A 20,774-nucleotide genomic window follows, 5' to 3' on the forward strand; every position below is an offset into this window, starting at 1 on the left:
GCGGCCCCCGCGGGGCTGTGCGCTCCGGAGTCCCTGCCGATTCCCGGAGCGCCGCCCCCTCGACGGGGCGGGTGGCCAGTACTCGATCTAGGGTGGCGGCATGTCACGGCCCCGGCGCATCGTTCTCATCCGACACGGAGAGTCGGAAGGAAATGTCGACGACACCGTCTACGAACGGGAACCCGACCATGCCCTGTCCCTGACCGAGAGGGGCCGCAAGCAGGCCGAGGAGGCCGGGGTGCGGCTGCGTGAGCTCTTCGGCGACGAGCGGGTCTCCGCCTATGTCTCCCCCTACCGCCGCACCCACCAGACCTTCCAGGCCCTCGGGCTCGACCCGCGCCTCGTCCGGGTCCGTGAGGAGCCGCGGCTGCGCGAGCAGGACTGGGGAAACTGGCAGGAGCGCGAGGACGTACGCAAGCAGAAGGTCTACCGCGACGCCTACGGGCACTTCTTCTACCGATTCGCCCAGGGTGAATCGGGCGCGGACGTCTACGACCGGGTGGGCGCCTTCCTGGAGAGCCTCTGGCGCAGTTTCGAGGACCCGGCGCACCCGCCGAACGTCCTGATCGTCACGCACGGCCTGACCATGAGGCTGTTCTGCATGCGCTGGCTGCACTGGACCGTCGCCGAGTTCGAATGCCTGTCGAATCCGGGCAACGCCGAGAGCCGCGCCCTGCTGCTCGGCCCCGACGGCCGGTATCACCTGGACCGGCCGTTCGAGCGCTGGTGCACCCCCGAATCGTACGGCTTCACCGGTTAGAGTTCGCTGCGATGACCGCTGACCGATTCCACCGAGCCCTGGGGAGCCTGCGAGGGCTGGCCGTGGGCGACGCCCTCGGCTCCCAGTTCTTCGTCCCCGACAACTATCCGTCCCTCAAGCGTCGCGAGCTGCCGCCCGCCCCCTGGCAGTGGACCGACGACACCGAGATGGCCTGCTCCGTGCTGGCCGTCCTCGCCGAGCACGGCCGCATCGACCAGGACGCCCTCGCGCGCTCCTTCGCGCAGCACCACGACTTCGACCGCGGCTACGGTCCGGCGGTCAACCGGATGCTGCGGCTGATCAGGGAGGGCGGCGACTGGCGTGAGCTGGCCGCCGCGCTGTTCCAGGGCCAGGGCTCCTGGGGCAACGGCGCGGCCATGCGCATCGCCCCGCTGGGCGCCTGGTACGCGGACGACCCCGAGCAGGCCACGCACCAGGCCGAGATCTCGGCCTACACCACCCACCAGCACCGCGAGGCGGTCGCCGGGTCCATGGCCGTGGCCGCCGCCGCGGCGATCGCCGCCGACCCGGCGGGCTCCGTCGACCCCGGCGCCCTGCTGGACGGTGTGATCGCCCTGGTGCCCCGCAGCGCCGTGCAGGCGGGGCTGCGCCGCGCCCGCGACATGCTCGACTACGGGGACGCGACCACCGTCGCGGCCGTCCTCGGCTGCGGACGGCGCACCAGCGCCCACGACACGGTGCCCTTCGCGCTGTGGGCGGCGGCCCGCCATCTCGGCTCCTTCGAGGAGGTGTTCTGGACGACCGCGCAGGCGGGCGGCGACGTGGACACCACCTGTGCGATCGCCGGCGGCGTGGTCGCGGCCGGGGTGGGCGGCGCCCCGCCCGCCGACTGGCTGCACCGGACCGAGGACCTGCCCGACTGGCTGCCGGCCGCCGCGCGCTGAGCTGACGGGCGGTAGTGGGGGCGGCGCACCGCGTGCCGCCCCCGGGGCGTACGCTTACAGCGTCATGCCGTACGAACCGCCTACCCACAGCGTCGAGCGCTCGCTCCGCGCCACGACCGGAGCCAAGATCGTCGCCGGTGTCGACGAGGTCGGCCGGGGCGCCTGGGCCGGTCCGGTCACCGTCTGCGCGGCCGTCACGGGGCTGCGCCGGCCGCCGGACGGCCTCACCGACTCCAAGCTCCTGACGCCCAAGCGGCGCACCGCGCTCGCCCAGCAGCTGGAGAGCTGGGTGACCGCTCACGCCCTCGGTGACGCCTCCCCTCAGGAGATCGACGAGCTGGGGATGACGGCGGCCCTGCGACTGGCCGCGTGCCGCGCTCTGGACGCGCTGCCGGTGCGGCCCGACGCGGTGATCCTCGACGGCAAGCACGACTACCTCGGCGACCCCTGGAAGGTCCGTACGGTCATCAAGGGCGACCAGTCCTGTGTGGTCGTCGCCGCGGCCTCCGTGATCGCCAAGGTCCGGCGCGACGCGATGATGGCCGAACTGGGCGCCGTCCACGCGGACTTCGGCTTCGGTGACAACGCCGGATACCCCTCGCCGGTGCACCGGGCCGCTCTGGAGGAGCTGGGCCCGACTCCGTACCACCGGATGTCCTGGGCCTACTTGGACGCGCTGCCGCGGTGGCAGCACCTCAAACGGCCGCGCATCAGCCCCGAAACCGTCGCCTTGGAGGCCGGAGGCCAGATCGGCTTCGACTTCTGAGCGGCCCCTACGGCCACCCGCCGATGCGACCCGCACCGGCGTTTGATAAACATCAACTCATGCCTCTCATCCCCGAGGAGCCTCAGATTCACGAGAGTGTCCCGGGTCCCCGCGCAGTTCCGACCGCCGGCCGGACCACGCAGACCCCCCGACCCGTCCCTGGCCCCGGCCCCCGCCCGGTCCCGGCGCGACCCGGAAACCCCGGCTCGAACCGCGCACCCGTGCCCGCCCCGCGCAGCCCGCGCGAGACGGTGGCGGACGCCCCGGCCGCCGCCTCGATACCGGCACGGGCCCCGCGGCCCGCCCCGGCGGCCACCCCGCAGATCCAGCTGATCCCCGCCTCGGCGCAGGGCGCCCTGGACGCGGCGGACGAAGCCGTCGACCTGCTGCTCGACACCGGTCGCGCGCCCGGCGAGATCCTGGTGCTCACCACCGGCGACCCGCACCCCTGGGCAGCGCACGAGCTGTCCTTCGGCGAGGCGTCGTACTGGGCGCAGCACGACGCCGGAGACGATGTCTTCTACGCGGGTGCCGACGCGGACCGTGCCACGACCCGCCCGGTCGTGGTCGTCGCCGTCAACGGCGGCACGGACGCCGCGGTGACCGGCGCACTGCCCGCGGCAATGGCTCGCGCCGGTGCGTTGCTGATCGTCTGCGGTGACCCGCAGCGGGTCAACGCCCTTCTCTCCACGGGCATCTAGCGTTCGATCCCGTCGGCCACCCGCCCCGTCGAGGAGGCGCCGGTGGCCGACGGATCCCGTGTTCGCGTCCCGTCCTCGCGGAGGAGCGGGCGCGTCGCCGGGTGGACCGGGCGGCCCCGCCCCGCGCGGCCGTGCCGTTCAGCGGGCCGCCGTGTAGCGGTGCGCCTCGGGTGCTCCGCCGCCGGAGCTCAGGGGTGCCGCCGCGTGGGCCGGAGAGCGTGGTCGACGCCCGGCACGGCCCTCCCCGAGGACCCGCCACCCGTCGCGCGTCAGGGTGATGTACGCGCCGCAGCGCAGCCCGTGCAGCGTGCATGCGTCACGCAGTCCCCACATCCACGCGCCGTCCTCCTCGGTCCAATGGCCCCTGCCCTCACGGCAGTAGAGCAGTACGGCGGTGCGGATCGGAGTCCTGCGGCGCAGATCGTGCGGGATCACCTGGCGCAGTCGGGTGAGGAGGGCGTTGCGGAGCTCCCATCCGTCGACCGCGGCCGGCTGTCTGACGAGGGAAGCGCTGGCCGCGAGGCGTTCGTCCGGGTCCAGGACGGCGATGACGGCCGTCGACGGTGTCGGCGCGTGGCGGGTGTACAGCCCGGTGACGACTTCACGCGGATCGCGCAGCAGCGGGATCCCGGCAGCGGCCCACTCGGCGGGCTCGAGCAGCCGCGCCAGCCGGGAAGCGGAATCGGCGGACGGCGGTGCGGCGAAACCGAAGGCCACGATTCTCCCTTCGTCTGCGCGCCCACGGCTCGGTGGGGCGTCAGGCACGGGCGCGCACCACGACAACCGTCCGCGGCGAAGCCGTGGAAGCGGGAGCGGGAGCCGGTACCGATTCTCGCGGCTGTACCAGTCACCGGGCAACGATCACTTGGCGTCGGCGACCGTTATCCGGCGGTCCGTCGCCTATATTCCCGCCGTGTGCCGCGCGGACGGCGGCGGTTCACCCCTGAACCGCCAGGACCAGCGGGAACACCTCCTTGGCACCGGCCCGGCGCAGCAGCCGCGCGGCCACGGCGAGGGTCCACCCGGTGTCGGCCATGTCATCGACGAGCAGCACCGGCCCGTCCGCCGACGCGAGCGCCTGGGCGAGCGCGGGGGGCACCGTCAGGGCCCCGTCGAGCGCCCGCAGGCGCTGCGCGCTGTTGGTGCGCGGCAGCCGGGTGTCCGTGGCCGCGTCCCGGTATTCGACGGAGCCCAGCAGGGGCATCCGGCCGATCGTGGCGATGTGGTGGCCGAGGGACCCGATCAGCTGGGGGCGGGTGCGGGAGGCGAGGGTGACGACGCCCACCGGACGGGCAGGGGCGTCGGGGGCGCCGGACGCCCAACCGCCGGGCCCCTTGGCCCAGTCGGCCAGCACGGTCACCACCGCGTCCGCCACATCGTCCGGAATCCGACTGTCCGGCGTCTGCGGGGCGAGCAGCGGTCGCAGCCGGTTGCCCCAGCCGATGTCGGAGAGCCGCCCGAGCGCCCGCCCGGTGGCGGCCTGCTCGCCCGCCGGAATACGGCCCTTGAGATCCACGCCGACGGCGGCCATGCCCGTCGGCCACATCCGCCGCGGCTCGACCTCCACACCGGGGCGCCCCAGTTCGCCGCGGGAGGCGTCCAGCGCCACGCTGGAGACCTCGGCCGTGAACCGCGCGCCCACGCAGTTGTCACAACGCCCGCAGGGGGCCGCCTGCTCGTCGTCCAACTGGCGGCGCAGGAACTCCATCCGGCACTCGGTCGTGGTGGCGTAGTCCCGCATGGCCTGCTGCTCGGCCTCGCGCTGTCGCGCGACCCACGCGTACCGCTCGCCGTCGTAGGCCCACGGCCGGCCGGTCGCGGTCCAGCCTCCCTTGACGCGGTGCACGGCGCCGTCCACGTCGAGGACCTTGAGCATGGTCTCCAGGCGGGAGCGCCGCAGCTCGACCTGCGGCTCCAGGGCGGGAAGGGACACGGGCCGGTCCGAGGCGGCCAGCACGTCCAGCGTGCGGCGCACCTGATCCTCCGGAGGGAAGGCGAGCGAGGCGAAGTACTTCCAGATCGCCTCGTCCTCACGGCCCGGGAGCAGCAGGACTTCGGCGTGCTTGACGCCGCGGCCGGCGCGGCCCACCTGCTGGTAGTAGGCGATGGGGGAGGACGGCGAGCCCAGGTGGACCACGAAACCGAGGTCGGGCTTGTCGAAGCCCATGCCCAGCGCGGAGGTGGCGACGAGCGCCTTGACCCGGTTGGCGAGCAGATCCTCCTCGGCCTGCTGCCGGTCGGCGTTCTCCGTCTTTCCGGTGTAGGAGGAGACCGTGTGCCCGCGTCGGCGCAGGAAGGCCGTCACCTCCTCGGCGGCGGCGACCGTGAGGGTGTAGATGATGCCGGAGCCCGGCAGCTCGTCGAGGTGGTCGGCGAGCCAGGCCAGCCGGTGGGCGGCGTCGGGGAGCCGCAGGACGCCGAGGCTCAGGCTCTCCCGGTCCAGCGGGCCACGCAGCACGAGCGTTTGAGCGGCGCCCTCGCCCGTTCCCAACTGCTCGGCGACGTCGGCGGTGACCCGGGCGTTGGCGGTGGCGGTCGTGGCGAGGACGGGCACGCCCGGGGGCAGCTCGGCCAGCATGGTGCGCAGCCGGCGGTAGTCGGGCCGGAAGTCGTGGCCCCAGTCGGAGATGCAGTGGGCCTCGTCGACGACGAGCAGGCCGGTGGCGGCGGCGAGCTTGGGCAGCACCTGATCGCGGAAGTCGGGGTTGTTGAGCCGCTCGGGGCTCACGAGCAGCACGTCGACCTCGCCCGCGGCGATCTCGGCCTGGACGGTGTCCCATTCCTCGACATTGGCGGAGTTGATCGTGCGCGCGTGGATCCCGGCCCGCGCGGCGGCCTCCACCTGGTTGCGCATCAGGGCGAGCAGCGGGGAGACGATGACCGTCGGGCCGCTGCCGCGCTCGCGCAGCAGCGCGGTGGCGACGAAGTAGACGGCCGACTTGCCCCAGCCGGTGCGCTGCACGACGAGCGCGCGGCGATGCTCCGCGACCAGCGCCTCGATCGCGCGCCACTGATCCTCACGGAGCTTCGCCGTGCCCGTGCTGTCGCCGACGAGGCGGGCCAGGACGGTGTCGGCCGAGACGCGGAGATCTTCGTTGCTCATGCCCCCATGCAACACGAGCCCACTGACAATGCGCGAACGGGACCGGGGATCTGTGGAGAACGCGGAGGGTTGGCAGCGCCCGAGGCCTGGTGAAGCCCGTTGAAGGACCGGGAACCCTTCCGACACTGTCCACAGGATTAGTAGGACAATATGCGGGAGTTATCCACAGGCCTGGCGAACCCTGACAAGTCCGCGGGAGTCTCGGGCCATGACCAAGCGCGATGAATCAGCCCGCCCGTCCACCCCGTCCGCCGCCTCCGCCACCACGTCCGGCGCGCCCACCGTGCCGGCGCAGGAGCAGATCAGCCTCCGCAGCCCGGCCGAGCTGGCCGACGCCCTGCCGTACCTCCTCGGCTTCTTTCCGGACGACAGCGTCGTCATGGTCGCGCTGCACGGCGAGCGCGGCCGCTTCGGCGGCCGGCTCAGGCTCGGCATTCCGCGGACCCGCGAGGAATGGCCGGAGGTCAGCACCCAGCTCGCCGAGACGCTCATCACGGGCAGCAGCAAGCGCGGCGCCCGGCCCGACGGCATCGTCCTGTTCCTCTGCCAGGACCCCGGGCCCGGGGAGACCGCGCGGGATGTGATGGAGCGGCTGCGTCCGCTTGCCCAATGCCTGCGCCTCGCGTGCGGAGGGCTGGACGTGCCCGTGTACGAGGCGTTGTGCATCTCCGACGGCCGCTTCTGGTCCTACTGCTGCCCCGACACCCGCTGCTGTCCGCCGGAAGGCACGCCGCTGGCCGTGCCCGGCACCTCGGTCATGGCGGCGGCCGCCGCCTACGCCGGCATCCAGGTGCGCGGGTCCCTGCGCCAGATGGAAGCCCGGCTCGCCCCGCTCACCGGCCCCCCGGCCGAGGAACAGGAGCGGGCACTGGACGCCGCGGCCGTCGAGCTCGTGCCCCGCATCCTCCGCGGCACGGACTGCGAGACGGTCCGCGAGGAGACGATGGGCCTGGCGCGGCTGGTGCTGGACCGACTCCACGCCGCCCCGCCGGACGCCCGGCGGCCGGAGGCGGACGCCCAGGACGACGCCCTCCTCGCCCATGACGAAGCCGCCGCGATCATCCTCGGGCTCCAGGACCGCGCCACCCGGGACCAGGCGGCGGAATGGATGGAGGGCCCCCTCGCGCCCACGGTGCTGCGCCTCTGGCGCGCCCTCGCCCGGCGCTGTGTGTCCTCGTACGTCGAGCACGCGGCCGCGCCGCTCACCCTCGCCGGCTGGGTCGCCTGGTCCACCGGCGATCAGCCGGAGGCCCGGGTCGCGTTGAGCCGCGCCCTGGCGGCCGACCCCGACTATCTCTTCGCCCAGCTCCTGCAGCGCGCCTGCAACGAGGGAATGGACCCGGAGCCGCTGCGCCGCTGCCTGCGCCGCGAGCGCGCCGACCGTGCCGTCCACGCCGCCGCGCACGCCGAAGCGGACCGGGCCCGGAGCGCGGACGCGGAAGGTGACGCCCGGGGCGTGGAGTGGGCGCCCCGGGTCAGGCGGCGCCGGCGCCCGCCCCTCACCGGCACGGCCGAAGCCGGTCCGGGTGACCGGGCGGCCGGCCCCCTCAGGAACGCCGGGAGTGTCCGCCCCACCGGCCCGGGCGGAGCGAACGGGCCCGCCGGCAAGGCGCGGGTGCGACGGCGGAACGGGCCCCGAGGGACCCGTGGTCGACAGTGATCCAGCGTGTGGGGGCGGGGGCCCGTGACCTACGTGGCCCCCGCGCCGTTCACCTGGGTGGCCCCGCAGCCGACCGTCGCCCGGTCGCGACGTCCACAGGGAGCGCAGACACATGCACGGCAATGTCCCCCATGGTCATCCGACCTTGACCCCGAGCCCGACCCCCGGCCCGGCCACGAACCCCGCCTCTACACGACGCCCGCCCCCCACCCCGCGCCCGGCGCGTGCTCAAGGGCCGCAGCCCGTGCACAACGCACTGATCTGTGTGGCGCTGCCCGCTCTCGCGATCTCCGGTGAGGACGGACAGCTGACCGGGCACGGACTCGACGGCTTCTACCGCGCGGGGCGGCGGCTGCTGGCGCGCTGCCGGGTTCGGGTCGCCGGAGCCGAACCGGTGCCCGTGCAGGGGCGGCTGCTCGCCGCCGCCCGGGCCCGCTTCGTGGGCACCGTACGGACCGTCGCCGACGCGGGGCCCGACCCGGCCGTCACCGTCGAGCGGCTGCGGGACGCCGAGGGATGCGAGCGGATCACCCTGCGCAGCACGGCCGCGCGGGCCCTGAAGCTGGGTGTCGAGGTATCACTGGGTACCGATCTCGCCGAGCTCGGTGCGGTCGCCTCGGGCCTGGCCGGACCCGAGGTCCCCGCCGCGGTGCACGCCGGCGGACTGCGCTGGTCGGCGGCGGGGACCCAGGTGATGGTCACCGCCGACCCGGCGCCCGGGGACTCCCTCGCCTCGGCCGGCCTGCTGTGCTGGGAGCTGGAGCTGCCGCCCGGCGGCACTCGGAGCATCGAGCTCCGCGTCACGCTGGATGTGCCCGGACGTGCACGGGCGACCGGGGCCACGGCCCCCCGGGGCCGCGGCGGCACCGCGCCCTGGGGCGAGGCGGCGGCGGAGGGGGACGACCCGCGGGCGGCGGCCCTGCTGGAAGCCAGTCTCGACGATCTCCGCGCGCTGTTGGTCCGCGATCCGGGGCAGCCCGCCGACGTCCACCTCGCCGCGGGCGTCCCCTGGCGCTGCGGTCACCTCGCTCCGGCCGAGGCGCTGTGGGCGGCCCGGATGACCCTGCCCCTGGGGGTGCGCCTCGCCGCGGGGACGCTGCGCACCCTGGCCCGCGCGCAACTGCCCGGCCCGCATGGCGACGGCGGCCGCATCCCCGGGGCGCTGCGGCACGCGGGAGCGCACCTGCCGCCCGGGTGCACGGGCGTCGAGGCGACCTTGCTGTTCCCCGTGGTCCTCGCCGAGGCCCGGCGATGGGGGCTGGCCGAGCGGGAGACCGAGGCCCTGCTGCCGACCGCCGAGCGGTGCCTGGGGTGGCTGCGCACGGCGGTGGGGGAGGGCCGCTACCTCGCGGACCCCGTGCCGGGCGGGCCGTACCGCTGCGAGACGCAGGCGCACGCGCACCGTGCCGCGCTGCTCGGCGCGGACCTCCTGGAGGCGTACGGCCGTCCCGGCGCGGAGCGCTGGCGGGACTGGGCGGGCGAGCTGCGGCGCTGCTTCCGGGACGATTTCTGGGCCGAGGACCCGGGCGGCGGCCGCCCCGTCGCGGCCCGGACGCCGGACGGCCGGCGGATACCGCAGCTGGGGTGCGCCGCCGCGCATCTGCTCGACACGGGCCTGCTCGGAGCCGGTGAGTACGCCCCGGGGCTGCTCGACAAGGTGCAGACCGAGCAGCTGGCCAGACTGCTCGGCGGGCCGGCGCTCGACTCGGGCTGGGGGCTGCGCAGCCTCGGGGCGAAGGAGCCTGGCCACAATCCCTTCGGGCACCGCAGCGGGGCCGTGCGGGTCCATGAGACGGCCGTGGCCGTGGCCGGGCTGGCGGTCGCAGGTTTCGAGAAGGAAGCAGGCGGGTTGCTGCGAGGCACCCTCGATGCTGCCGAGGCCTTCGGATACCGACTGCCGGAGATGTACGCGGGGGAGCAGCGCACGACCGGCAGCGTGCCACTGCCGCATCCGGCGGCCTGCCGCCCCGCGGCAGTCGCGGCGGCGGGCGCGGTCCAGCTCCTGACCACTCTCGCCGGGGTGCGCCCCGACGTGCCGGCGGGAAGCGTGGCGGTCCGCCCGCCACGGACCGCGCCGCTGGGCGCCCTGCGGTTCACCGGACTGCGGGTCGCCGACCAGCCGTTCGCCGTGCGGATCAGCAGACTCGGCCTCGGCATGGTCGAGGAAGCCGCCGACGGTCTTCAACTGGGGGTGTGAGCGCGGGTGCGGGCCAGGCTGTCCGAAGGGTCGTTGGTGAACAGTGAACAAGACCCTGTTTATCGTCAAGCAGACGACTATGATCGCTTCATGCCCTACGACCCGTCGGCCTTTCCGCCCTTCGCCGTCACCGTCGACCTGGTCGTGCTCACCGTGCGGCGCCACGCGCTGTGCGCGCTGGCCGTCCGTCGAGGCGAGCCCCCCTACCAGGGGCGCTGGGCGCTGCCGGGCGGGTTCGTCAGGGGGGACGAGGACCTGGCGACCGCGGCGGCCCGTGAGCTGGCCGAGGAGACCGGGCTGCATGCCCACGACCCGGCCGGGCCCATCCCCCCGAACGCCGCGCACCTCGAACAGCTCGCCACCTACGGCGACCCCAAGCGCGACCCCCGGATGCGGGTCGTCAGCGTGGCGCACCTCGCCCTCGCGCCGGATCTGCCCGCCCCGCGCGCCGGCGGCGACGCGCGCAGCGTGCGGTGGGCCCCCGTGGGAGACCTGCTGGACCAGGAGGACGGCTACGGCCGCGACGGGGAGCTGACCGCGCCGCTCGCCTTCGACCATGCCCGCATCCTTGCCGACGGGGTGGAGCGGGCCCGCTCCAAGATCGAGTACTCCTCGCTGGCCACCGCCTTCTGCCCGCAGGAATTCACCGTCGGCGAGCTGCGCCGGGTCTACGAGGCGGTGTGGGGCGTCGCCCTGGATCCGCGGAACTTCCACCGCAAGGTCACCGGCACCCCCGGCTTCCTGGTGCCCACCGGCGGGACGACGACCCGTCAGGGCGGCCGCCCCGCACAGCTCTTCCGGGCGGGCGGAGCCACGCTGCTGAACCCGCCGATGCTGCGACCCGAGGCATAGGCGAAGCCCGGACCGACCGTCGCCCGCGGCGGCTGCCGTCAGTCTCCTCTGCCTGCCCCGCCGCCGTGCGCCGTCGCGGGATACGTCGCGCGCCCGTAGCCCCTGTCCCGGGTGGGACACGACTACCGGGAAATGCCTACAGTACGTAGCAAATCGGGCATATCGGGTTACGGTGCTGCGGTACGTCCAGCGTTCCGCGCGCCCCGCAGCCCAGGGTGTCAGCGCCGAGCCGTCTCACGCCCTGCGGGAGAAGCCATGATCCAGGCCATCGGGCTGACCAGCGCCCCCCGCCGCAACCACCCTCCCGCCGTCAACGACCTCACCTTCGAGGCCCGCCCCGGCCGGGTCACCGTTCTGCTCGGCGAGCCCGGGGCGGGCAAGACCAGCGCGCTGCGGCTCATGCTGCGGCTCGACCCCGGGCGCGGGGTCGCGCTCTTCCGCGGCCGCACGCTCGACAGGGTCGCCCACCCCACCCGCGAGATCGGCGTCCTGCTCGGCGACGTCCCCGGCCACCCCGCCCGTACCGCCCGCGGTCATCTGCGGATGCTCAGCGCCGCCGCCGGGGTCCCCGCGGAGCGCGCCGACGACGTCCTCGAGGTCGTCGGGCTCAGCGGCCTCGCCGACCAGCGCATCGGCGAGTTCTCCCTCGGCATGGACCGCCGTCTCGGCCTCGCCGCGGCCCTCCTCGGCGACCCGCACACCCTGCTGCTCGACGAACCCGCCGAAGGCCTCTCGCCGCGTGAGACGGCCTGGCTGCACGGCATGCTGCGCGGCTACGCCGCCCAGGGCGGTGCCGTCCTCGTCACCTCCGGCGACCCCCGGGAGGCGGCCCGCATCGGCGACCAGGTCGTCACCGTCGAGCGGGGCCGGCTCGTCGCCGACCAGGAGGCCGCGGCCTTCGCCCGCACCCGGCTGCGCCCCCGGGTCGCCGTCCACTCGCCCTTCGCGAGCCGCCTCGCCCACGTCCTCACCGTCGAAGCCGACGTGGTGCGCGCGTCCCCCGACGGACCCTCCGTGGAGGTGACGCACGAGGGCGGCAGCCGGATCAGCGTCTACGGCAGCAGCTGCGCCGCCGTCGGTGAGACCGCCTACCGCCACGGCATCCTCGTGCACCGCCTGGCCGACGAGATCGGGGACACCGGCCCCGTGTCCCCCCTGCACCGTGCCGACGGCCGCCGCCCCGGCCCCACGGACCCCGCGGCCGCCGGGGGACCCGAAGCGGCGCCCGGCGCGGCCCCCGCCGCGGAACCCGCCGCCGGTGCCGGCCCCCCGCTCCCACCCGTGCCGACCTCCCGCTCCCAGGCGCGCCTCCAGCCCAGGCTGCCCGCCCCCGGCCCCGTCTGGCCGCTGCTCTACGAGCTGCGCCGCGCCACGGGCGTGCGGACCGGCTGGATCATCGGCGCCGTCGCCCTCGCCGCCTCGCTCGTGACCTCCGTGCTGCTCGCCCGCACCAGCGGCACCACGGCGCTGCGCCTGCTGACCGGCTGGCCGACGCTGCTGCCACTCCCTCCGGCCGCCTTCGGCGCGGGACTGCTCGGGGCGCTCGCCTACGGTCAGGAGTTCCGCTACCCGGCGCTGGCGCCGGACCAGGGCACCGTCCCCCGCCGCCTCGGGCTGCTCGCCGCCAAGCTCGCGGTCACGGCGACGGCCGCCCTGCTGCTCGCCTTCGTCTCCCTCGGCCTCGACGCGGCGGTCCTGAGGCTGCTCTTCGGAGACCCGACCGTCGCCCTCCCGGCCGACTGGGCCCTCACGCTCCTCGGCTGGGCCGGGCTCACCCTCGGCTGTGCGTGGGCCGGCCTGCTCGCCGCGGGGGTGTTCCGGTCCACCGCCCTCGGGCTGGTGGCGGTGCTCGCGGTGCCCACCCTCGTGATGCCCGTCCTGGGCGGGGTGCTCAGCCATCCGACGGCCCGTTCCCTGATCGGTCTCCCGGGGCGGTTGCGTGCGACGGCCCTGGTGCAGTGGCCGTCCGGGGTGGACCAGGCGCTCTCCGCGGCCCTGCGGCTGATGTCCCAGCCCGTCGGCTGGGCGCTGGCCCTGTCCTTCGCGGTTCTCCTGGGGGCGTACGTGCTCACCGTGTTCCGCGGCAGGCCGCGTTGAGCGGCGGGCGGCGGGGTCGCTGCCCGGCCGGTCGGCTCCGGTGGGAGGTGGCCGGAGGCGGCGGGAGAGCGCCGGAGGCGATCGCCCGCCGGGAAGCGTCAGCCGCTCCGGAGGCAGTCGGCCCGCTCGAGTTGCCGCACCGGGCGCGCGTGGTAAAGGCCTCGCTCCGTCGCCCCGGCCGTCGCGCCGCCCCGCGCCCCCGCAGAGGGATCACGCCCCGTAATCATGCCGGGCGGTCACGTCCCGGCCTCGGCCAAATTGTCGTCACGCTCCGCACTCGCCCTCTCGGGAAGAGTGCCCGATTCCGTCCGATTGAGCGTCAATTGTGAGGTAATGCGCGATCACCCTTTCGTGTGCTTTTCACCAAAGACCTCAAGGGCTCTCAACGTGTCGCCGACAAAGGATGCGTGAGTACCCTTGCGCACACCATGATGACCGCGGCTCGCCCCGCCGACTCCGGCCTCGCAGGATCGGGCGAGCTTGACCGTTACTCCTACGCGGAGGCCCCCGGGGTCGACCGCGGGGCGTCGTCCGCCTGGGACGGCGACGCGGAGCTGAGCCGGGCCGGCCGCCGCGCGGCCGGCAGCCGTGGCCGAGGGCTGCACGGCCAGCTCGTCCAACAGCTGGGCCAGATGATCGTCTCCGGCGACCTGGGCGCCGACCGCCCGCTCGTCCCGGAGGAGATCGGGCAGCGCTTCGAGGTCTCCCGGACCGTCGTCCGTGAGTCCCTGCGCGTCCTCGAAGCGAAGGGTCTGGTCAGCGCCCGGCCCAACGTCGGCACCCGCGTCCGCCCCGTCAGCGACTGGAACCTCCTCGACCCGGACATCATCGAATGGCGGGCCTTCGGGCCCCAGCGGGAAGACCAGCGCCGCGAGCTGTGCGAGCTGCGCTGGACCATCGAGCCGCTCGCCGCCCGGCTCGCGGCCGGACACGGGCGCGAGGACGTCCAGCAGCGCCTCGCCGACATGGCCGAGATCATGGGCCACGCGCTGGCCCAGGGTGACTCCCTCACCTTCTCCCGCGCCGACGCCGAGTTCCACTCCCTCCTCCTCCAGGTCGCGGGCAACCGCATGCTCGAGCACCTCTCGGGCATCGTCTCCGCCGCCCTGCACGTCTCGGGCGCCCCGGTCAGCGGCTGCGACCGCCCCACCGAGACCGGAGTCAGCCAGCACCTGCGGATCGTGGACGCCGTGGGCGCGGGCGACGCCGCCGGGGCGGAGGCCGCGATGCGTCAGCTGCTCGTCACCCACCCCGACGTCGAGCGCGTGGTGCCCGCCCCGCGCGAGCACTGATCGCGGGACCGGGGCCGTACGGACGGGGCCGTACGGGCTGGGTCGTACGGCCGGATCCGTACGCGCGGGGCCGCGGTGGCGGCTCGCGCGTACGACCGTGCGTGCGAGCCGGGTGGGCGGCCTCGCGGAGGGCCGGCGCGGGTCCGGCCCCGGGATGGGACGCGACGGAACCGGGCGATCTGCCCAATTAAGTGGTTATTCGCTCCGGTATGGGGTGTGACTCGGGCCACGAGGATTGGGCGTAACGCTGTCCGGCGAAGCGCGATGACTAAAGAGGTGGCAGACGCGGAGGGAATACGGGCCTCGATCGAGGCGCTGTGTTGCTCTGCACTCCCGCCCGCGCCGTCGGTTCATCCTTGCCGGCGGTCGTCGGCTCCGGTCCGCTACGGACGGGGCCGGAAGCCGTTTCCATCGTTCCGAGAGGTTGTTCGTGTCGGCCAGCACATCCCGTACGCTCCCGCCGGAGATCGCCGAATCCGAGTCTCTGATGGCGCTCATCGAGCAGGGAAAGGCCGAGGGGCAGATCGCCGGCGACGACGTGCGTCGGGCCTTCGAGGCTGACCAGATTCCGCCAACCCAGTGGAAGAATGTTCTGCGCAGCCTCAACCAGGTCCTCGACGAGGAGGGTGTGACGCTGATGGTCAGTGCCGCAGAGGCGCCCAAGCGCACCCGCAAGAGCGTCGCAGCGAAGAGCCCGGCGAAGCGCACCGCCACCAAGGCCGTCTCGTCCAAGACGGTCACGGCCAGGTCCACGTCCTCCGCGTCCGTCACGTCCGCCCAGGGTGGCGCGTACGGCGACGACGAGGGTGACGAGACCATGGGCGCGCCCGCCAAGAAGACCGCCGCCAAGAAGGCGACGGCCAAGAAGACGGTGGCGAAGAAGGCCACCGCCAAGAAGACGGCGGCCAAGAAGACCGCCTCCAAGAAGGACGCCGACGAGCTTCTCGACGACGAGATCGTCGAGGAGACCCCCACCCCGGGCAAGGGTGACGAAGAGGACGAGACCGGCGAGAACAAGGGCTTCGTCCTCTCCGACGACGACGAGGACGACGCCCCCGCGCAGCAGGTCGCGGTGGCCGGTGCCACGGCCGACCCGGTCAAGGACTACCTCAAGCAGATCGGCAAGGTCCCCCTCCTCAACGCCGAGCAGGAGGTCGAGCTCGCCAAGCGCATCGAGGCCGGCCTGTTCGCCGAGGACAAGCTGGCGAACTCCGACAAGCTCGCGCCGAAGCTCAAGCGTGAGCTGGAGATCATCGCCGAGGACGGCCGCCGCGCCAAGAACCACCTCCTGGAGGCCAACCTCCGTCTGGTGGTCTCGCTGGCCAAGCGCTACACCGGTCGCGGCATGCTCTTCCTGGACCTCATCCAGGAAGGCAACCTCGGTCTGATCCGCGCGGTCGAGAAGTTCGACTACACCAAGGGTTACAAGTTCTCGACCTACGCGACCTGGTGGATCCGCCAGGCGATCACGCGCGCGATGGCCGACCAGGCCCGCACCATCCGTATCCCGGTGCACATGGTCGAGGTCATCAACAAGCTCGCGCGTGTCCAACGCCAGATGCTCCAGGACCTGGGCCGCGAGCCCACCCCGGAGGAGCTGGCCAAGGAGCTCGACATGACCCCCGAGAAGGTCATCGAGGTCCAGAAGTACGGCCGTGAGCCGATCTCCCTCCACACCCCCCTGGGTGAGGACGGCGACAGCGAGTTCGGTGACCTCATCGAGGACTCCGAGGCGGTCGTGCCGGCCGACGCGGTCAGCTTCACGCTCCTTCAGGAGCAGCTGCACTCCGTCCTGGACACGCTCAGCGAGCGCGAGGCGGGCGTGGTCTCCATGCGCTTCGGCCTCACCGACGGTCAGCCGAAGACGCTCGACGAGATCGGCAAGGTCTACGGCGTGACGCGTGAGCGCATCCGTCAGATCGAGTCGAAGACGATGTCCAAGCTGCGTCACCCGTCGCGTTCGCAGGTCCTGCGCGACTACCTGGACTAATCCGTCCCCCTCCACCCGGCCCCTTCTCGGGGCGCCGGGTGGAATGCGGAACGAATGCCGCGAGGCCCGGTACCCCGGAAGAGGGGCCGGGCCTCGCGGCATTTTCCTCCGCCAGGACCGCCGCGCTTTCCGGCCGACCGGTCTTTCTTCCGGATGCGCCGAATGCCATTCGGCTTGACCCTGTGTATGCGACCAACTTCGCAGGGTCAGGAGAGAAACTGTATGCGTGCACTGAGCTACCCGCTCGCCGGCGCGGTCGCGCTGCTGCTGGCGGCCCCCGGTCCGGCTGTCGCGGACCGGGTGGTCATCGGAGGGCAGCCCGTCAATGCCTCCGAGGCGCCCTGGGCGGTCGCTCTGGCGAGCCGTGAGCGGTTCGGTGCCGCGAGATCGGGGCAGTTCTGCGGCGGGGTCCTGGTGAGCCGTACGACGGTCGTCACCGCGGCGCACTGCCTCAGTCACGAGGTGCTCGGCGTCGACGTGGGCGAGGCGAAGGACCTCCGGGTCATCGTGGGACGCGGTGATCTGCGCGGCGGGAGCGGCGCCGAGGTGGCGCTGCGGGACACCTGGGTCAACCCCGCGTTCGACGCGGCGACCAACGCCGGGGACGTCGCCGTACTCACTCTGGCGGAACAGGCCCCGGTGAATTCTCCGATCGCTCTGGCGCAGGCCGGTGACGCGGCCTATCGGCCCGGCACGCCGGCCAAGGTGTACGGCTGGGGCGACATGCTCGGCAACGGCACCTACGCGCAGACATTGCGCGCGGCCGGCGTGTTCGTCCTGGACGACCTCTTCTGCGAGCAGGCGTATCCGGGCGGCCCGGAGGGTGCGTACCGGCGGGCCTCGATGCTGTGCGCGGGACGGCCGGAAGGCGGGCGGGACGCCTGTCAGGGGGACAGCGGCGGGCCGCTCGTGGCCAGGGGAAAGCTGGTCGGGCTGGTGTCCTGGGGGAGCGGTTGCGCCCAGCCCGGGCACCCCGGTGTGTACACGCGGATGTCGGCGGTCGCGCCGCTGGTGGCGGCCCACAAGGGCGGTGCCGCACCGCAGGGCGCGTCGTCGGCCGTGCCGGCGGTGGTGACGCCCGTCCTGTCGCCGACGACGACGCAGCCGGCCCAGCAGATCCAGCAGGTCCCGCCGCAGCCGGTCCAGCAGGCGTCGCCGCAGGCTCAGTCGGCACCCCCTCCGGAGGGTGCCCGGCAGGTGCGGCTGCGGACCGGCCCGCAGCTCCCGCCGCGGATCGCCCGGCAAGCCGCCTCACGGCCGCCCTGGCGGCCTGCGGGTGACGTCGCGCCGCAGGGTACGGGCCTGATCGAACGGGGGCCGCAGTGAGCCTCCTGGCGCCGCACGATCCCCGTCCCCCGGCCGGGGCGGGTGCCCGGAGGGTGTCCGGACGCACGAGAGCGGGCGGCCTCCCCCGTGGGGGTGGCCGCCCGCGGCTGCCCGGCCCTGGATGGCCGGACCTCGCTCGTCGTGGGATGCGATGTGTCAGCTATCCGCTGCGGACTCAGCGGTCCTCATCGGACGCGGACGCCGGGGCAGCGGTCAGCCGCTCCGTCTCGTCCTGTATCTCCGCGGCGATCTTCTTGAGTTCTGGCTCGAACTTGCGCCCATGGTGAGCGCAGAAGAGCAGTTCACCGCCGCTCATGAGAACGACGCGCAGGTAAGCCTGAGCGCCGCACCGGTCGCAGCGGTCAGCGGCCGTCAGCGGGCTCGCGGGGGTCAGAACAGTAGTCACGTCGCCTCTTCTCTAGCTCGACGAGCTGTCGTACCAGGGTCAACATCCAACCAGGCCGAAAACGTTCCCGCTCGTGGCTTTTCCTCGAAAGTTCCTTCCGAGTGGGCCGGATCTTGACGGTTGGCGGCGAATGAGCCGTATTGCGTGGGCTTACGGTTTCACGTCGCTGGGGGTCTTTCGTCCACCCGGCCGGCTTGCCGGGTTGTTCTTGAGGACGTGCCCGGAGCCTAAATGGTTCATGCCTCCAAGGGAACGTGATGTGCACGTCACTCCATCGGGGTATCGAACAGGTGAGCGAAGCTGGACTAGCATGGGCGCTCCCGTGGGTGGCGGCACAAAGGCTCTACCAGGCCTCGGTACCCTCTGAACGGCGACCGAGCCACCACTGTGCCCGTACCCGGGCCAGTACAGAAATTCAGCGAGGAGCGAACCGCGTGACCGCCGAAACGTCCGTGCCGTCCACTGCGTTGCTGACCGGGGCAGACCGGGACGGATCCAACTACACCGCGCGGCACCTGCTCGTCCTCGAGGGTCTCGAAGCCGTCCGCAAGCGCCCCGGAATGTATATCGGCTCCACCGACAGCCGCGGTCTGATGCACTGCCTCTGGGAAATCATCGACAACTCCGTCGACGAGGCCCTCGGCGGATACTGCGACCGCATCGAGGTGATCCTCCACGAGGACGGCTCGGTGGAGGTGCGGGACAACGGCCGCGGCATCCCCGTGGACGTCGAGCCCAAGACCGGGCTGTCCGGCATCGAGGTCGTGATGACCAAGCTGCACGCCGGCGGAAAGTTCGGCGGCGGCTCGTACGCGGCCTCCGGCGGTCTGCACGGCGTCGGCGCGTCCGTCGTCAACGCGCTCTCCGCCCGCCTGGACGTCGAGGTCGACCGCAACAGCAGAACGCACGCGATCAGCTTCCGGCGCGGCGTCCCCGGCATCTTCACCGAATCCGGTCCGGACGCGCCCTTCGACCCGGCCAACGGCCTCCTCAAGGGCAAGAAGGTCCCCAAGACCCGCACCGGCACCCGGGTCCGCTACTGGGCGGACCGCCAGATCTTCCTCAAGGACGCCAAGCTCTCCCTGGAGAACCTCTACGGGCGGGCCCGGCAGACCGCGTTCCTCGTGCCGGGGCTGACCATCGTCGTCCGCGACGAGCGGGGGATCGAGAGCGAGACCGCCACCGAGGAGACCTTCCGCTACGACGGGGGCATCAGCGAGTTCTGCGAGTACCTCGCACAGGACAAGGCTGTCTGCGACGTGCTCCGGCTGACCGGGCAGGGCACCTTCAAGGAGACCGTGCCGGTCCTCGACGACCGCGGCCACATGACCCCCACCGAGGTCACCCGCGAACTCGGGGTGGACATCGCCCTGCGCTGGGGCACCGGCTACGAGTCGAACGTGAAGTCCTTCGTCAACATCATCGCCACCCCCAAGGGCGGCACGCATGTGGCCGGATTCGAGCGTTCGATCACCAAGACCGTCAACGAGGTCCTGCGCTCGTCCAAGCTGCTGCGGGTCGCCGAGGACGACGTCGTCAAGGACGACGCCATGGAGGGGCTCACCGCGGTCGTGACCGTCCGGCTGGCCGAGCCGCAGTTCGAGGGACAGACCAAGGAGGTCCTGGGCACCTCGGCCGCCTCGCGGATCGTGGCGAACGTGGTCGCCAAGGAGCTCAAGGCGTTCCTGGCCTCCACCAAGCGCGACGCCAAGCAGCAGGCGCGCGCCGTCCTGGAGAAGGTCGTCGCCGCGGCCCGCACCCGCATCGCCGCCCGGCAGCACAAGGAGGCCCAGCGGCGGAAGACCGCCCTGGAGTCCTCCTCGCTGCCGGCCAAGCTCGCCGACTGCCGCAGTGACGACGTCGAGCGCAGCGAGCTGTTCATCGTCGAGGGCGACTCGGCGCTGGGCACGGCCAAGCTGGCCCGGAACTCCGAATTCCAGGCCTTGCTGCCGATCCGCGGCAAGATCCTCAATGTCCAGAAGTCGTCGGTCTCCGACATGCTCAAGAACGCCGAGTGCGGCGCGATCATCCAGGTGATAGGAGCCGGGTCCGGCCGGACCTTCGACATCGACGCCGCGCGGTACGGGAAGGTCATCTTCCTCGCCGACGCCGATGTCGACGGCGCGCACATCCGCTGTCTGCTGCTCACGCTCTTCCAGCGCTACATGCGGCCGATGGTCGAGGAGGGCCGGGTCTTCTCCGCCGTTCCCCCGCTCCACCGGATCGAGCTGACCCGCCCCAAGAAGGGGCAGGACAAATACATCTACACCTACTCCGACAGCGAGCTGCGCCAGACGCTGATGGACCTGGACCGCAAGAAGGTGCCGTACAAGGACGGCATCCAGCGCTACAAGGGCCTCGGCGAGATGGACGCCGACCAGCTCGCGGAGACCACGATGGACCCCCGTCACCGCACCCTGCGCCGGATCAACATCAGCGACCTGGAGGCGGCCGAGCGCGCCTTCGACCTGCTGATGGGCAATGAGGTCGCGCCCCGCAAGGAGTTCATCACCAACTCCGCCGCCACCCTGGACCGCTCGCGCATCGACGCCTGACCCGGGCGGGCCGTCAGCCCACTGCGCCTCCGGCCGGAGATTCTTTCTCCGGCCGGAGGCGCGTCACGTGGTGCCCCCGTCACCTGATGGGGTGAACGTCCTGGTATTGAGGGGATCCGGATCTCCGTGTTCTGGCCATTCTTGGGCCCCGGCCAACGAGGGCG

14 protein-coding genes and 1 pseudogene are annotated in these 20,774 nt (G+C 73.0%); 12 read left to right on the forward strand and 3 right to left on the reverse strand.

Annotated features, from left to right (window positions below; all coding sequences use genetic code 11):
* Positions 1-100 precede the first annotated feature (100 nt).
* The 4 genes from AB8O64_RS26790 (at position 101) to AB8O64_RS26805 (ending at position 3,132) form a co-directional block, all read left to right on the forward strand.
* Positions 101-760, forward strand: a complete 660-nt coding sequence (locus AB8O64_RS26790) for a histidine phosphatase family protein (protein ID WP_356453366.1) — start codon at positions 101-103, stop codon at positions 758-760.
* Between the two features lie 11 nt (positions 761-771).
* Positions 772-1,665, forward strand: coding sequence for an ADP-ribosylglycohydrolase family protein (locus tag AB8O64_RS26795; protein WP_370421778.1), 894 nt, complete (start codon positions 772-774; stop codon positions 1,663-1,665).
* 64 nt (positions 1,666-1,729) lie between these two features.
* Complete coding sequence (locus AB8O64_RS26800) at positions 1,730-2,431, forward strand: ribonuclease HII (protein ID WP_356453364.1); 702 nt, start codon at positions 1,730-1,732, stop codon at positions 2,429-2,431.
* Positions 2,432-2,490: 59 nt separating this feature from the next.
* Entirely contained in the window at positions 2,491-3,132 is a 642-nt protein-coding gene (locus AB8O64_RS26805; protein ID WP_370421779.1) for a hypothetical protein, read from the forward strand.
* A 138-nt stretch (positions 3,133-3,270) separates the two neighbouring features.
* Here AB8O64_RS26805 and AB8O64_RS26810 read toward each other — a convergent pair whose 3' ends face one another.
* Together AB8O64_RS26810 and AB8O64_RS26815 are read right to left on the reverse strand one after the other, a co-directional pair.
* Positions 3,271-3,849, reverse strand: a complete 579-nt coding sequence (locus AB8O64_RS26810) for a hypothetical protein (RefSeq protein WP_370421780.1) — start codon at positions 3,847-3,849, stop codon at positions 3,271-3,273.
* Positions 3,850-4,069: 220 nt separating this feature from the next.
* Entirely contained in the window at positions 4,070-6,235 is a 2,166-nt protein-coding gene (locus tag AB8O64_RS26815) for a RecQ family ATP-dependent DNA helicase (protein ID WP_370421781.1), read from the reverse strand.
* A 208-nt stretch (positions 6,236-6,443) separates the two neighbouring features.
* Between AB8O64_RS26815 and AB8O64_RS26820 the strand changes: the two genes are divergently transcribed.
* The 7 genes and pseudogenes from AB8O64_RS26820 to AB8O64_RS26850 all read left to right on the forward strand — a co-directional run.
* Positions 6,444-7,895: a DUF4192 domain-containing protein gene (locus AB8O64_RS26820; protein WP_370421783.1), complete on the forward strand. Its 1,452-nt coding sequence runs from the start codon at positions 6,444-6,446 to the stop codon at positions 7,893-7,895.
* A gap of 112 nt (positions 7,896-8,007) precedes the next feature.
* Positions 8,008-10,092 (forward strand): glycogen debranching N-terminal domain-containing protein, encoded by a 2,085-nt coding sequence (locus AB8O64_RS26825; RefSeq protein WP_370421785.1) that lies wholly within the window; start codon positions 8,008-8,010, stop codon positions 10,090-10,092.
* 90 nt (positions 10,093-10,182) lie between these two features.
* Positions 10,183-10,944: an NUDIX domain-containing protein gene (locus AB8O64_RS26830; protein WP_370421786.1), complete on the forward strand. Its 762-nt coding sequence runs from the start codon at positions 10,183-10,185 to the stop codon at positions 10,942-10,944.
* Positions 10,945-11,199: 255 nt separating this feature from the next.
* Positions 11,200-13,041 carry an ATP-binding cassette domain-containing protein gene (locus tag AB8O64_RS26835; RefSeq protein WP_370421788.1) on the forward strand — a complete coding sequence of 614 codons (1,842 nt, stop codon included), beginning with the start codon at positions 11,200-11,202 and terminating at the stop codon, positions 13,039-13,041.
* Positions 13,042-13,394: 353 nt separating this feature from the next.
* Positions 13,395-14,333, forward strand: coding sequence for a FadR/GntR family transcriptional regulator (locus AB8O64_RS26840; protein ID WP_370421790.1), 939 nt, complete (start codon positions 13,395-13,397; stop codon positions 14,331-14,333).
* Positions 14,334-14,763: 430 nt separating this feature from the next.
* Positions 14,764-16,323 (forward strand): RNA polymerase sigma factor, encoded by a 1,560-nt coding sequence (locus AB8O64_RS26845; protein WP_370421792.1) that lies wholly within the window; start codon positions 14,764-14,766, stop codon positions 16,321-16,323.
* A 222-nt stretch (positions 16,324-16,545) separates the two neighbouring features.
* A pseudogene (locus AB8O64_RS26850) lies at positions 16,546-17,346 on the forward strand (serine protease); the annotation flags it as partial.
* A gap of 478 nt (positions 17,347-17,824) precedes the next feature.
* Here the strand turns inward: AB8O64_RS26850 and AB8O64_RS26855 are convergent.
* Positions 17,825-18,055 carry a hypothetical protein gene (locus AB8O64_RS26855; protein WP_130881806.1) on the reverse strand — a complete coding sequence of 77 codons (231 nt, stop codon included), beginning with the start codon at positions 18,053-18,055 and terminating at the stop codon, positions 17,825-17,827.
* A gap of 434 nt (positions 18,056-18,489) precedes the next feature.
* Here AB8O64_RS26855 and AB8O64_RS26860 point away from each other — a divergent pair, with 434 nt between their 5' ends.
* Positions 18,490-20,610 (forward strand): type IIA DNA topoisomerase subunit B, encoded by a 2,121-nt coding sequence (locus tag AB8O64_RS26860; RefSeq protein WP_370421794.1) that lies wholly within the window; start codon positions 18,490-18,492, stop codon positions 20,608-20,610.
* Positions 20,611-20,774 lie beyond the last annotated feature (164 nt).

Source organism: Streptomyces sp. QH1-20, from assembly GCF_041283565.1.
GTDB lineage: Bacteria > Actinomycetota > Actinomycetes > Streptomycetales > Streptomycetaceae > Streptomyces > Streptomyces syringius.